This is a genomic window from Burkholderia sola (assembly GCF_905400185.1).
Lineage (GTDB): Bacteria > Pseudomonadota > Gammaproteobacteria > Burkholderiales > Burkholderiaceae > Burkholderia > Burkholderia sola.
Map to the genome: position 1 here is coordinate 774,829 of NZ_FR989676.1, position 12,584 is coordinate 787,412.

14 protein-coding genes are annotated in these 12,584 nt (G+C 67.0%); 9 read left to right on the forward strand and 5 right to left on the reverse strand.

The window, feature by feature from the left end; translation table 11 throughout:
• Positions 1 to 182 precede the first annotated feature (182 nt).
• The 3 genes from KR541_RS20020 (at position 183) to KR541_RS20030 (ending at position 2,138) form a co-directional block, all read left to right on the forward strand.
• Positions 183 to 896: a PadR family transcriptional regulator gene (locus tag KR541_RS20020; RefSeq protein ID WP_089489940.1), complete on the forward strand. Its 714-nt coding sequence runs from the start codon at positions 183 to 185 to the stop codon at positions 894 to 896.
• Positions 897 to 934: 38 nt separating this feature from the next.
• Positions 935 to 1,756 (forward strand): siderophore-interacting protein, encoded by an 822-nt coding sequence (locus KR541_RS20025; protein ID WP_050017221.1) that lies wholly within the window; start codon positions 935 to 937, stop codon positions 1,754 to 1,756.
• Between the two features lie 148 nt (positions 1,757 to 1,904).
• Entirely contained in the window at positions 1,905 to 2,138 is a 234-nt protein-coding gene (locus KR541_RS20030) for a hypothetical protein (RefSeq protein WP_089489939.1), read from the forward strand.
• Positions 2,139 to 2,163: 25 nt separating this feature from the next.
• On the opposite strand, the gene KR541_RS20035 is transcribed toward KR541_RS20030, so the two are convergent.
• The gene (locus tag KR541_RS20035; RefSeq protein WP_089489938.1) at positions 2,164 to 2,745 is read right to left on the reverse strand and encodes a phosphatase PAP2 family protein; all 582 of its coding nucleotides are present in this window, start codon (positions 2,743 to 2,745) and stop codon (positions 2,164 to 2,166) included.
• Between the two features lie 433 nt (positions 2,746 to 3,178).
• Between KR541_RS20035 and KR541_RS20040 the strand changes: the two genes are divergently transcribed.
• The 4 genes from KR541_RS20040 to KR541_RS20055 all read left to right on the forward strand — a co-directional run bounded on the left by KR541_RS20040 (position 3,179) and on the right by KR541_RS20055 (position 6,622).
• Entirely contained in the window at positions 3,179 to 3,919 is a 741-nt protein-coding gene (locus KR541_RS20040; RefSeq protein WP_050017224.1) for an acetoacetate decarboxylase, read from the forward strand.
• A gap of 52 nt (positions 3,920 to 3,971) precedes the next feature.
• Positions 3,972 to 4,757, forward strand: a complete 786-nt coding sequence (locus tag KR541_RS20045) for a 3-hydroxybutyrate dehydrogenase (RefSeq protein ID WP_050017225.1) — start codon at positions 3,972 to 3,974, stop codon at positions 4,755 to 4,757.
• Between the two features lie 122 nt (positions 4,758 to 4,879).
• Entirely contained in the window at positions 4,880 to 6,097 is a 1,218-nt protein-coding gene (locus KR541_RS20050) for a patatin-like phospholipase family protein (protein ID WP_050013490.1), read from the forward strand.
• A gap of 60 nt (positions 6,098 to 6,157) precedes the next feature.
• Positions 6,158 to 6,622: a hypothetical protein gene (locus KR541_RS20055; protein WP_050013489.1), complete on the forward strand. Its 465-nt coding sequence runs from the start codon at positions 6,158 to 6,160 to the stop codon at positions 6,620 to 6,622.
• A gap of 48 nt (positions 6,623 to 6,670) precedes the next feature.
• Here the strand turns inward: KR541_RS20055 and KR541_RS20060 are convergent, their stop codons facing one another.
• Complete coding sequence (locus KR541_RS20060) at positions 6,671 to 7,555, reverse strand: LysR family transcriptional regulator (RefSeq protein ID WP_050013488.1); 885 nt, start codon at positions 7,553 to 7,555, stop codon at positions 6,671 to 6,673.
• 121 nt (positions 7,556 to 7,676) lie between these two features.
• Here KR541_RS20060 and argC point away from each other — a divergent pair, with 121 nt between their 5' ends.
• Entirely contained in the window at positions 7,677 to 8,618 is a 942-nt protein-coding gene (gene argC / locus KR541_RS20065) for an N-acetyl-gamma-glutamyl-phosphate reductase (RefSeq protein WP_050013487.1), read from the forward strand.
• Between the two features lie 66 nt (positions 8,619 to 8,684).
• Here the strand turns inward: argC and KR541_RS20070 are convergent, their stop codons facing one another.
• The gene (locus tag KR541_RS20070; RefSeq protein ID WP_050013486.1) at positions 8,685 to 9,608 is read right to left on the reverse strand and encodes a LysR substrate-binding domain-containing protein; all 924 of its coding nucleotides are present in this window, start codon (positions 9,606 to 9,608) and stop codon (positions 8,685 to 8,687) included.
• A 115-nt stretch (positions 9,609 to 9,723) separates the two neighbouring features.
• Here KR541_RS20070 and KR541_RS20075 point away from each other — a divergent pair, with 115 nt between their 5' ends.
• A complete protein-coding gene (locus KR541_RS20075; RefSeq protein WP_050013485.1) occupies positions 9,724 to 10,809 on the forward strand; it encodes a tartrate dehydrogenase in 1,086 nt (361 codons plus the stop codon).
• Between the two features lie 472 nt (positions 10,810 to 11,281).
• Here the strand turns inward: KR541_RS20075 and KR541_RS20080 are convergent, their stop codons facing one another.
• Both KR541_RS20080 and KR541_RS20085 read right to left on the reverse strand, forming a co-directional pair.
• Entirely contained in the window at positions 11,282 to 11,761 is a 480-nt protein-coding gene (locus tag KR541_RS20080) for a nuclear transport factor 2 family protein (protein ID WP_050013484.1), read from the reverse strand.
• A gap of 64 nt (positions 11,762 to 11,825) precedes the next feature.
• Complete coding sequence (locus KR541_RS20085; RefSeq protein WP_050013483.1) at positions 11,826 to 12,431, reverse strand: TetR/AcrR family transcriptional regulator; 606 nt, start codon at positions 12,429 to 12,431, stop codon at positions 11,826 to 11,828.
• Positions 12,432 to 12,584 lie beyond the last annotated feature (153 nt).

Sequence of the window (12,584 nt, forward strand, 5' to 3'; positions counted from 1 at the left end):
TGTAGGTGCCAATCTGCTACGTTCGAGTTCGCCGCCTCACTCCCCAGCGATCAGGCAGGACCGCTGCCCGCAAGCCCTCCACCACAGCTCGGCCCCCCATCCCGCCCCCAATTAATCGCCCTTGACACTCTATCTTTCGATATATATCTTTAGATATGTTTTACGAAATATAGGACACGATCATGCGACACAACCCCTCCCGCGGCCATGCCCGATGCGACGGTCATGGTGCGCATGCCGGCCCTGACTGGTTTGCCGGCGTCTTGCACGCGATCGGCCGCCATCGCCGCGGCCACGATCCGTTTGGCGGCGGCAACCCGTTCGGCGGCCGGGGCGGGCGCGGCGGCTTTGGCGATTTCGGCGACGACGCGATGCCGCGCGGCCGCCAGTTCAGCTCCGACGATCTCCAGCTGCTGCTGCTCGCGCTGGTGGCCGAACAACCGAGCCACGGCTACGAACTGATCAAGGCGCTCGACACGCGCTCGAACGGTTTCTACAGCCCGAGCCCCGGCATGGTGTATCCGGCGCTCACGTATCTCGACGAAGTCGGCTTCGTCGCGTCGCAGGCGGAAGGCAACCGCAAGCGCTATGCGCTGACCGACGCCGGCCGCGTGCATCTCGACGCCCAGCGCGAAAGAGTCGACACGCTGTTCGCGCGCCTCACGCACCTCGCTCGCAAGATGGAATTCATGCGCCGTGCGTTCGCCGGGGAATCGGCGGGCGCCGACGCGCAGGACGAATCGCAGGCCGGCTGGCTGCCGGAATTCGTCGAGGCGCGTCTCGCGCTCAAGCGCGCGCTGCTGCACAAGAGCGCCGCCGATGCCGACGAACAGCGCCGCATCGCGGCCATCATGCGCCGCGCGACGGCTGAAATCGAAGGCGGCGCCGGCGCGTGATCCGCGCCGCCCCGTCACCACCCAAGGAGAACGGATCGATGCAGAACACGTCCGAACGCACCGTCACCCGCGTGCGCCACACCCTCAAGTTCCGCCTGCTGCAGGTGCTGCGCGTGCATACCGTGACGCCGCACCTGCTGCGCGTCACGCTCGGCGGCCTCGATCTCGCGGATTTCGAATCCGCGTCGTTCGACGATCACGTGAAGGTCTTTTTCCCGCCGCCCGGCGCGGAACGGCCCGCGCTGCCGACGCTCGGCGCGAACGGCCCCGAGTTTCCGGAAGGCGAACCGAAGCCGGTCGCGCGCGACTTCACGCCGCGCCGCTTCGATCGCGCCGCCGGAGAACTCGATCTGGAATTCGTGCTGAACCATCCCGGCCCCGCATCGCAGTGGGCCGCGCAAGCGCGTGTCGGCCAATGGCTCGGCATCGGCGGCCCGCGCGGTTCGTTCGTGGTCCCGACCGATTTCGACTGGCATTTGCTGATCGGCGACGATACGGCGCTGCCGGCCATCGCACGACGCCTCGAGGAACTGCCGGCCGGTGCGCGCGCGGCGGTCGTGCTGGAAGTCGCGGATCGCACCGCGCAGATCTCGTTCGAGACGCGCGCCGACGTGCATGAAATCTGGCGCTTCCGCGCCGAAGCCGACACGGCGAACGGCGACACGCTGCTGAACGCCGTCCGCGATCTGCCGCTGCCGCCGTCCGGCGACGGCTACGTGTGGGCGGCCGGCGAAGCGCTGTCGATGCGCGCGGTGCGCCAGCACCTGACCGGCGAACGCGGCATCGACAAGTCGCGCATCCGCGCGGCGGCCTACTGGAAGCGCGGCGCGGCGGCCGTGCACGAAACGCTGGAAGATTGAGCAGAGGCGCCCGGTTGCCGGGCGGTTGCAACAATCGTGGCGCCCGCGCAGCAGCGGGCTTGGCACCGGCATCGCGGCTGGTATATATCTATGTCTGCGCGCCGCTGTCGGGCGACAGCCGCCGCAGCCCGCCCAGGAGCGCCCGGTCATGACAAAAGAAAGCCACGCTTCGCCCTTCCTTCGCCACCTGAAGATCGCCGGCTATTGCGGCCTCGCCGCGGTCGTCGTCGTGCTGTTCGTCGCGATGTGCGCGATCCTCACGGAAAGCGCCCTCGACCGCGATACCGCGCGGCATCCGGCCGATACACCCGAGCTGCGCGACGCGGGTGGCGGTCCATCCGCCTCGGCCGAATCGGCCCGCACACCGGGCTCGTCCGGCTGACGGCGTCCTGCCGGTTTCCTTCCGCTTACGGCGCCTGCCGGCGCCCCATCACGACCGCATGCACCGAATCGCCGAGCCGTTCGAGCAGCGCGGTCACGCGGTGCCCGTACAGGTGCGCGACCAGCGCGCCGACCGTGCCGACCAGCACGCCGCCCGCCATGTCGAACGGCCAGTGCACGCCCGCATAGACGCGTCCCCATGCGATCGCCACGGCCATCGCGGCCATCACGAAACCGGTGACCCGCGTCGTGCCGCCGAGCAGTAGGCCGACCGCCATGCTCCACGCGAACGTCATGTGATCGCTCGGAAACGAGCTGTCCGGCGCATGCGGAATCAACTGCGTGCCGACGCCGGCCATGAACGGGCGCGGCGAGAACCAGACATGCCCGAGCGCCTGCGCGAGCACGAGCGCCACGCAGACGCCGACGCCGGCTTCGATCGCCTGGCGCCGCGCGGGGCGCGCACCGAAGATCCAGGTCAGCAGCAGCATCGCGGGCAGCGCATAGACGAGCCAGTCGGCGGCGAAGATCGCGAGGCGGGCAACGCCCGGGTGCGGCGCACCCCCGGCGTTGATGGCGGAAAAGAGGGCGAGATTGAGGTTCTGCATGAATCCGGTTGCGTGAGGCATGAATGATCGGCCAGTGGCCCGGCCAGAGACGAACGATGCTAGGACGTGACCGCTTAGGCGGTGCTTAAGGCGGCAGCCGCCCAGACGAGGACCGCGCGGCGAACGCACTTAGAACCTGCACTGCAACACAAGTTCACACAATTGTCATATTCCCGCGCCGGGCTTCCCGCAAAAGCTCACCCTGCTTCCCGTAAAGACTCACCTTTTTCACATGATGGCGTCATCGACGCGTGCGACGCTGACGCGGCCGGGTGCCGACACCGCCGTTTTACACCGTTCATCTCAATATTTACGCCGCAAATAATTCGAAATCGGCAACAATTAATTCCATATGCGGCATCGCACAACGGCAACGCACAGGCATACGATTACGACCACTCATCCACGAAGCGATCAACAACAAGGAGTCCGCATGAAACCCAGCGATGTCCGATCGAAAGCGTTTGCGATGCCGTTGACCAGCCCTGCGTTCCCGATGGGCCCGTACCGTTTCGTCGATCGTGAGTTTCTGATCATCACGTACCGCACCGATCCGGACCGCCTTCGTGAAATCGTCCCCGAGCCGCTGCAAATCACCGAGCCGCTCGTGCATTACGAATTCATTCGCATGGCCGATTCGACCGGCTTCGGCGATTACACCGAAAGCGGCCAGGTGATCCCCGTCGAATACGACGGCCAGCCGGGCGGCTATACGCTCGCGATGTATCTCGACGATCACCCGCCGATCGCCGGCGGCCGCGAGCTGTGGGGTTTCCCGAAGAAGCTCGCGTCGCCCACGCTGCACGTGAACACCGACCACCTCCTCGGCACGCTCGACTACGGCAAGGTGCGCGTCGCGACCGGCACGATGGGCTACAAGCACAAGGAACTCGACATCGACGAGCAGACGAAACGGCTCGCCGGCCCCAATTTCCTGCTGAAGATCATCCCGCACGTCGACGGCACCGCGCGCGTATGCGAACTGGTGCGCTATTACATGCAGGACATCAAGATGAAGGGCGCATGGACGGGCCCGGCATCGCTCGAGCTGGCGCCGCACGCGCTCGCGCCGGTGGCCGACCTGCCCGTGCTCGAGATCGTCGAAGCCCGGCACATCGTCGCAGATTTGACATTGGGCCTCGGCGAAGTCGTCTACGATTATCTGGCCCAGTAACACGTCCGCACTCCTTTCTCCCTGTCAATCCTTTCACCACGGGAATTCGAACATGAGCAACCTGAATGGCAAGACCGCAGTCGTCACGGGCGCCGCGAGCGGCATCGGCAAGGAAATCGCGCTGGAGCTGGCCAAGGCAGGCGCGGCCGTCGCGATCGCCGACCTGAACCAGGACGGCGCGAACGCGGTCGCCGACGAGATCGTCAAGGCAGGCGGCAAGGCGATCGGCGTCGCGATGGACGTGACCAACGAGGACGCCGTGAACAGCGGCATCGACAAGGTGGCCGACGCGTTCGGCTCGGTCGACATCCTCGTGTCGAACGCCGGCATCCAGATCGTCAATCCGATCGAGAACTACTCGTTCGCCGACTGGAAGAAGATGCAGGCGATCCACGTGGACGGCGCGTTCCTGACGACGAAGGCCGCGCTCAAGCACATGTACAAGGACGATCGCGGCGGCGTCGTGATCTACATGGGCTCGGTGCACTCGCACGAGGCGTCGCCGCTGAAGTCCGCGTACGTGACGGCCAAGCATGGCCTGCTCGGCCTGGCCCGCGTGCTGGCGAAGGAAGGCGCGAAGCACAACGTGCGCTCGCACGTCGTGTGTCCGGGCTTCGTGCGCACGCCGCTGGTCGACAAGCAGATTCCGGAGCAGGCGAAGGAGCTCGGGATCAGCGAAGAGGACGTGATCAAGAAGGTGATGCTCGGCAACACGGTCGACGGCGTGTTCACGACGGTGCAGGACGTCGCGCAGACGGTGCTGTTCCTGTCGGCGTTCCCGAGCGCCGCGCTCACCGGCCAGTCGTTCGTCGTCAGCCACGGCTGGTTCATGCAGTAACGCCGGCGTTTCCCCGACGGTAGGCGACTTCCGCGCCACCGCCCTTCTCGAGATGGCGTGCCGTCGATCGACGTCACGCCATCCATCACCGCCGTCCACGGCGGGATTTCTCGGAGCAACTGATGAAACCGCACGCGCGTACAGAAAAGCAGGCCGTCGATGCGGCGGACCTGCGCCACGAAGCCGGCGCGCCGGCCGCTGCGCGGTCGCTGCCGTACGAAACGATCGCGCTCGTCCTGCAGGGCGGCGGCGCGCTCGGCGCGTATCAGGCCGGCGTATTCGAAGGGCTGCATGAAGCAGGCATTCCGCTCGACTGGATCGCGGGCATCTCGATCGGCGCGCTCAACACCGCGCTGATCGCCGGCAATGCGCCCGAGCATCGCGTCGAGCGCCTGCGCGAATTCTGGGAAACGATCTGCCAGCCGGCGTTCTTCCCGACGATTCCGGCCGCGTTCGAATTCGCGCTGTTCAACAGCATCGATCAGATCCGCACGTTCTTCACCGCGTCGCAGGCCGCCAGCGCGATGATGCAGGGCCAGCAGGGCTTTTTCGTGCCGCGCTTTCCGCCGCCGCTGCCGGGCGTGTCCGACCATCCGGAAAAAATCAGCTGGTACGACACGTCGGCGCTGCGCACGACGCTGCTGAAACTGTGCGATTTCGACCGGATCAATTCGGGCGAGACGCGCGTGTCGGTCGGCGCGGTCAACGTCGGTACCGGCAACTTCGTGTACTTCGACAACTCGCGCATCCGTCTCGAGCCCGAGCATTTCATGGCGTCCGGTGCGTTGCCGCCCGCGTTCCCGCCCGTCGAGATCGACGGCGAGTACTACTGGGACGGCGGCGTCGTGTCGAACACGCCGCTGATGGAAGTGCTGCGCGCCCGCCCGCGCAGCGACACGCTCGCGTTCCAGGTCGATCTGTGGAGCGCGCGCGGGCCGCTGCCGCGCACGATGGCCGACGTCGCCGAGCGCACGAAGGACGTGCAGTATTCGAGCCGCACGCGTTTCGTCACCGACACGCTGCAGCGCGAACAGCGCTACCGCAACGTGCTGCGCCACGTGCTCGAACAGGTGCCGGAAGAACAGCGCAAGAACGATCCGTGGTGCATCGAGGCCGAAGCGATGTCGAGCGGGAAGAAATACAACATCCAGCACCTGATCTATCAGCAGAAAGCGTACGAGCATCACTACAAGGACTATCAGTTCGGTCTGTCGACGATGCGCGACCACTGGTCCGCGGGTCTCGACGACATCCGCAAGACGCTCGCGGTGAAGGACGGCCTCGCGCTGCCCGTCAACGACGCGGGCTTCGTCACGCACGACATTCACCGCCGCCGGTAATGCCGTGTGCCACGGGCCGGCGCGCCGCCTGCGCCGGCCCGTCCTCCTTTCCGATTCGACATGCCGATTTTCATTGCGCTGCTCGCGCTCATCGCCCTGGGCTGGGGCGCCGTTCACCTGTTTCACGTCATCGCCGCGCAGTTCGGCCCGCCGGTCGCGATCGCGGCCGCCGTGCTGGCCGCCGCGCTCCTGATCGCGCTGATCGCGTGGTGGCTGAAGCGCCGTCGCGACATCGCACCGAACACGAAGGAAGAAGGCTGGACGCATATCGTGCATCGCGCGTGGGGCGAGTTGCGCGTGTCCGCGACGCAAGGGCTGCTGTGGCTGTCGCATGACGGCGCGGACGGCCGCTATACGCTGTCGCAGCTCGACGGCTGCGAGGCCGCGCCGATCGACGGCCGCTGGCATCTCGTCGTGCGCGTGCGCGACGCCGTGCGCGGCGAATGGAAGCTGCCGATGATGGACAAGCGCGATGCGCAGCGCTGGGCGCGCGTGCTCACGCTCGCGAAGGACAACCGGCTCTGAACGCGCGTTGGGCCGCACGGCTCGCGCGCGTCAGCCGCACGACGGACGCTATCGCGCGCGGAGCGCCCGCAGCGCATCGAGCACGTGCTGCGTCGCCCGTTCGACCGGGCCGGCTCGATGCGCAATCCCCAATTCACGCCACAACGCCGGGCGTAGCGGCCGCATCACGATGCGCGCATCCGGCAGCGGCGCGCCCGCCTCATGCGGCAGCAGCGTCGCGCCGTATCCTGCGGCGACCAGGCTCTTGATCGCGTCGTTGTAGTTGAGTTCGATCCGCGGCTCGGGCCGGTGGCCGCCGAGCGCGAACCATTCGGTCGTGAGCCGCGACAGGCGCGTCGTCGCATCGTTGAGAATCAGCGGCCGCTCGGCCAGATACGCGGACGTCACACGCGCCGGAAGCGGCCAGTCCGCGGGCAGGAAGGCCATCACCGGATCGCGACGCCACGGGTGGATCGACAGCCCCGCGACCGGCGCTTGCGGCAGCGCGACCAGCCCGACATCGAGCGTGCCTTGCGCAAGGCGCGCCAGCGTGTCCTGCGACGTGAGCACCGCGATCTGCACGTCGATATCCGGATGCTGCGCGCGCAATCCGGCCACCGCCTGCGGCAACAGGTGCGCGATCGCGCCGGTCGATGCGCCGAGGCGGACGCGCCCGGTCAACCCCTGCACCTGTCGCTGCACGTCGTCCAGCGTGGATTCGACTTCCGCCAGCAGACGCCGCGCCCGCTCCACCAGCACTTCGCCGATCACCGAAGGACGCACGTTGCCGCGCGTGCGGGACAGCAGCGGCGCGCCGATGCGGCTTTCCAGCTCGGCGACATGCAGGCTGACGGTCGGCGGCGCGAGATGAAGCCATTGCGCCGCCGCCACGAAGGATCCGTGGTCCGCGATCGCGACCAGCGTACGCAGGCGGTCCAGACTGATCTCGCGCATCACACACCTCTCGTTCAGAAAAGCTGAATCGGACGGTCAGCAAATTCAACTTTTCCTATTCTAGGCGTTCGGTGGACGATACGGTTTCCCCCGACGACCGAACGCGACGCACACGACCATCATGAGCTTCCCCACTGTCTTCATCGACGGCGACCAGGGCACGACCGGGTTGCAGATTCACGCGCGTCTGCGCGAGCGCACCGACCTGCGGCTGCTCACGCTTCCCGCCGCCGAACGCAAGGACGCGGCCCGCCGCGCCGACGCACTCAACGCGTGCGATATCGCGATCCTGTGCCTGCCCGATGCGGCCGCACGCGAAGCGGTCGGCTTCATCCGGAACCCGGCGGTACGCGTAATCGACGCGAGTTCGGCCCATCGCACGCAGCCCGACTGGGTCTACGGCTTTCCCGAGATGGCCGACGGACAAGCGCAACACATCGCGCAGGCGAAGCGCGTGACCAATCCGGGCTGCTACCCGACGGGCGCGATCGGCCTGCTGCGCCCGCTGCTGCAGGCCGGGCTGCTGCCGCGCGACTACCCGGTGAGCATCCACGCGGTGTCCGGTTACTCGGGCGGCGGAAGGGCCGCCGTCGACGCGTTCGAATCGGGCGACGCCGCCGCACACGCGTTGCCGCTGCAGGTCTACGGCCTCGCGCTCGAGCACAAGCACGTGCCCGAGATCCGGCAGCATGCGGGGCTCGCGCACCGTCCGTTCTTCGTGCCGGCCTACGGTGCCTATCGGCAAGGCATCGTGCTCACCATCCCGATCGAGCTGCGCCTGCTGCCGGCCGAGGTGACCGGTGAGCGGCTGCATGCGTGTCTTGCGCACCATTACGCGGACGCGCGTCACGTCGACGTGATGCCGCTCGCGGACACACGCGCGGCCACGCATCTCGATCCGCAAACGCTGAACGGCACCAACGACCTGCGGCTCGGCGTGTTCGTCAACGCAGACGGCGGCCAGGTGCTGCTGTCCGCCGTGTTCGACAATCTCGGCAAAGGGGCATCCGGCGCCGCCGTGCAGAATCTCGACTTGATGCTCGGTGCGCGACACGCGGCGTGACGCGCCCGCAGGCATCGTCGACGGTGCCTGCGCATGCCCCCCGTAAAAGCTCACCTTTAGCCGGTTTCAGGCCGTATCGTCACCCGCGGCGGCATTCAGGCCGGCCAGCGTCTCCACCAGAAAATCCACGCATACGCGCACCTTCGCCGACGCCGCGACGCGCTCCGGATACACGGCCCAGATGTTCGCGGGCTGGACCGCGTCCGGCAGCACGCGGCACAACGCACCGCGCTCGATCAGCGGCCCGGCTTCCCAGATCGAGCGCAGCACGATCCCGCGCCCGGCCAGCGCCCATTGCACGGCCACCTCGCCGTGGTTCGTCGACAGCGCGCCGCCGACCTTCACCGTCGCCGTTTCGCCGCGCACGGTCAGCCGCCATACGCCGAACGGATGATCGCGCTCCTTGATCGCGAGACAGTCGTGCGACGCCAGATCCGCGAGCGAGCGCGGCGTCCCGCGGCGGGCGAGATAGTCGGGCGATGCGCACAGCACGCGATGGTTCGCGGCAAGGCGGCGCGCGATCAGGTGATCGGCGATGTCGTCGCCGATGCGCACGTCGAGGTCGTAGCCTTCGCCGGCCACATCGACGAGCCGGTCGAACAGATCGAGCCGCACGTTCAGTTGCGGATAGCGCGCGCTGAAGTCGAGCAGCGCCGGCGCGACGACGTGCCGGCCGAAGCCGAAGCTGCTCGACATGCGCAACGTGCCGCGCGGCACCGTGCGCGTGGTCGACACGTCCTCGACGAGATGATCGACGTCGTCCAGAATCTTTTCGGCGCGCGCGAACACGCGTTCGCCGGCTTCGGTGACCGTCATGCGGCGCGTCGAGCGATGCAGCAGGCGCGTGCCGAGCTGCGCCTCGAGCATCGCGACGCGCTTGCTGACATACGCGGGCGACACCGCGAGCTGCTCGGCGGCCGCGCTGAAGCTCGCGAGGCGGACCACCAGGCTGAACACGCGCAGGTCGTCGAGGTTCGGCGATTTATTCACGATTCGTGGAAAGTCGATTAACTTTTGAGCGATTTTAATCCAGATGGAAATAAATAGAATGGCGTGACGGGCCGTTGCCTTCCCGGCGGCCGGCCAACCAGACAAGGAGATTTGCATGACCGACAGGACTTACAGGATTGCCGTGATCCCCGGCGACGGCATCGGCCGCGAAGTGATGCCCGAGGGCCTGCGCGCGCTCGCCGCCGTGACCGCGCGCTTCGGCATCCGCTTCGACTTCGTCGAGATCGACTGGGCGAGCTGCGACTACTACGCGCAGCACGGCACGATGATGCCGGACGACTGGAAAGCGCAGCTGTCGGACATGGACGCGATCCTGTTCGGCGCGGTCGGCTGGCCGGCGACGGTGCCCGATCACATTTCGCTGTGGGGCTCGCTGCTGAAATTCCGCCGCGAATTCGACCAGTACATCAACCTGCGGCCCGCGCGCCTGTTCGACGGCGTGCCGTCGCCGCTCGCCGGCCGCCGCCCGGGCGACATCGATTTCATGATCGTGCGCGAGAACACCGAGGGTGAATATTCGTCGGTCGGCGGCACGATGTTCGAAGGCACCGAGCGCGAAGTCGTGATGCAGCAGTCGATCTTCACGCGGCACGGCACCGAGCGCGTGCTGAAATTCGCGTTCGAGCTCGCGCAGCGGCGCGCGAAGCGCGTCACCGTCGCGACCAAAAGCAACGGCATCGCGATCAGCATGCCGTGGTGGGATGCGCGCGCGGCCGAGATGGCCGAACGCTATCCGGAAATCGCGGTCGACAAGCAGCACATCGACATCCTGTGCGCGCGCTTCGTGCTGCAGCCGGACCGCTTCGACGTCGTCGTCGCGTCGAACCTGTTCGGCGACATCCTGTCGGATCTCGGGCCGGCCTGTACGGGCACGATCGGCATCGCGCCGTCGGCGAACCTGAACCCCGATCGCACGTTCCCGTCGCTGTTCGAACCGGTGCACGGTTCGGCGCCCGACATCGCGGGGCAATACATCGCGAATCCGGTCGCGATGATCTGGTCGGCGGCGATGATGCTCGATTTCCTCGGCAACGGCACGGGCCGCGAACGCGACGCGCACGATGCGATCGTCGCCGCGATCGAGGACGTGCTGCGCACGGGGCCGCGTACGCGCGATCTCGGCGGCAACGCGGGCACGCAGGAAGTGGGCGAGGCGATCGCCGCGCGGATCGCGGGCTGAGGGTCGAGGGTCGTGCCCGGCGCGCGCGCCGGGCGGCGCTTCGTGAATCGGTCTGCGGCGAGCGACGCACGATGCGGTCGCGCACGTTAGCGGACTCCGCCGATGCGTCGGCGTGAAGTCGAGCGGTGAGCAACAACGCATCGCAACGCGCACTGCTTGCGCGGTTTTTCATCGCAAGCCGAAAGATGATCCGATCGATGAGTTGCACGTGTCGCTCGCGCACACCGATCGTCAATGCACGATCGCTTCGACACGATCGGTGAAATGCATCGCACGGTGACGCACACCGCTGCACGTCGACGTATGCACCGCTTTACCCGTGCGATGTCGCGTCGACCTGTTCAACGCACACAGTTCGACGCGACATTTCACCTCGTCCCGAAAAATCTCACCTTCAGCGGAAGGCTCCCGAATTTCCTCACCATTGAACCTCCGCTGATGCGTTCGCCGCTCCTTCGAACGGGCGCGAGCATCACAGCCCGAGGTCGGACAGCCCCGGATGATCGTCCGGACGACGGCCGAGCGGCCAGTGATAAAGACGGTCCGCCTCGCGAATCGGCAGATCGTTGATGCTCGCGTGACGATGCGCCATCAGGCCGTTTTCGTCGAACTCCCAGTTCTCGTTACCGTACGAACGGAACCAGTTGCCGGCATCGTCATGCCACTCGTACGCAAAGCGCACCGCGATGCGATTGCCGTCGAACGCCCACAGCTCCTTGATCAGCCGGTAGTCGAGTTCGCGCGCCCACTTCCGCTGCAGCAGCGCGACGATCTCGTCGCGGCCCGTCACGAATTCCGCGCGGTTGCGCCAGCGGCTTTGCGGCGTATAGGCGAGCGACACGCGTTGCGGATCGCGCGTGTTCCACCCGTCCTCGGCGGCGCGCACTTTCTGGCGCGCCGTTTCAAGCGTGAAGGGCGGAACGGGCGGACGAACTTCGGGGGAAGCGGACATGGATTGCTCCTGTTCAGGGTTCTGGCTGCGAACGCACGCAGCCGGTTCGGATTCGCTGCGTCGGCTACCGCGATACGGTATCGAGCAGCAGTTCAGCCGTCGCGTGCGCATCGCGCGCGGCGTTTGCATCGCCACTGACGAGCGCCACGCCGATCGCGCCGTCGATCAGCACGAGCCACTGACGTGCGAGGCGTGCGAGCCCGCGGCGCGCGACGCCGGTTTCGTCGGCGTAGGCGTCGAAGCGCTCGCGCACGAATGCCAGCAGGCGTGCCTTGTGCATGCGGGCGACGACGCGCACCGGATCGTCGGCGTCGGATATCTCGCCCGACGCATTCAGGAACGCGCAGCCGTGAAAGTCGGGCTGCCCGAACCAGTCGCGCAGCACGTCGAACATGCCGAGCAGTTGCGCGCGCGGCGCGTGGCCGCGCGCCAGCGTGGCGTCGACGAACCAGCGCATCCAGCGCGCGTCGCGACGTTCGAGCGCGGCGACGACCAGTGCCTCTTTCGATTCGAAATGCGAATAAAAGCTCTTTCGCGCCGCGCCGGATCGCTTGACGATCGCATCGACGCCGGTCGCATGGATGCCGCCCGAATAGATCAGCGCTTCGGCCGCGTCGAGCAGCCGGTCGCGAACGCCCGGTTCGCCGGAGGAGTCGAGAGGTGTGTTCATCGGTTTACGGTAGAACGATCGTTCTCCGTCGTCAATACCCGGATGAAAAAAGCCCTGCCGGTGGGAGGGCTGAATCTCGCGCGAAGCGCCGGCTCGTCGGGCTGAGCCTTCAGCGCGATCCGCGCGGATTCGAGGGTGAACGGATCAAGTGGG

Excerpts from the sequence above, each read along its gene's own strand:
- KR541_RS20020 (WP_089489940.1), top strand. The coding sequence starts at position 183 with ATGCGACACAACCCCTCCCGCGGCCATGCCCGATGCGACGGTCATGGT.
- KR541_RS20025 (WP_050017221.1), top strand. The coding sequence starts at position 935 with ATGCAGAACACGTCCGAACGCACCGTCACCCGCGTGCGCCACACCCTC.
- KR541_RS20030 (WP_089489939.1), top strand. The coding sequence starts at position 1,905 with ATGACAAAAGAAAGCCACGCTTCGCCCTTCCTTCGCCACCTGAAGATC.
- KR541_RS20035 (WP_089489938.1), bottom strand. The coding sequence starts at position 2,745 with ATGCAGAACCTCAATCTCGCCCTCTTTTCCGCCATCAACGCCGGGGGT.
- KR541_RS20040 (WP_050017224.1), top strand. The coding sequence starts at position 3,179 with ATGAAACCCAGCGATGTCCGATCGAAAGCGTTTGCGATGCCGTTGACC.
- KR541_RS20045 (WP_050017225.1), top strand. The coding sequence starts at position 3,972 with ATGAGCAACCTGAATGGCAAGACCGCAGTCGTCACGGGCGCCGCGAGC.
- KR541_RS20050 (WP_050013490.1), top strand. The coding sequence starts at position 4,880 with ATGAAACCGCACGCGCGTACAGAAAAGCAGGCCGTCGATGCGGCGGAC.
- KR541_RS20055 (WP_050013489.1), top strand. The coding sequence starts at position 6,158 with ATGCCGATTTTCATTGCGCTGCTCGCGCTCATCGCCCTGGGCTGGGGC.
- KR541_RS20060 (WP_050013488.1), bottom strand. The coding sequence starts at position 7,555 with ATGCGCGAGATCAGTCTGGACCGCCTGCGTACGCTGGTCGCGATCGCG.
- argC (WP_050013487.1), top strand. The coding sequence starts at position 7,677 with ATGAGCTTCCCCACTGTCTTCATCGACGGCGACCAGGGCACGACCGGG.
- KR541_RS20075 (WP_050013485.1), top strand. The coding sequence starts at position 9,724 with ATGACCGACAGGACTTACAGGATTGCCGTGATCCCCGGCGACGGCATC.
- KR541_RS20080 (WP_050013484.1), bottom strand. The coding sequence starts at position 11,761 with ATGTCCGCTTCCCCCGAAGTTCGTCCGCCCGTTCCGCCCTTCACGCTT.
- KR541_RS20085 (WP_050013483.1), bottom strand. The coding sequence starts at position 12,431 with ATGAACACACCTCTCGACTCCTCCGGCGAACCGGGCGTTCGCGACCGG.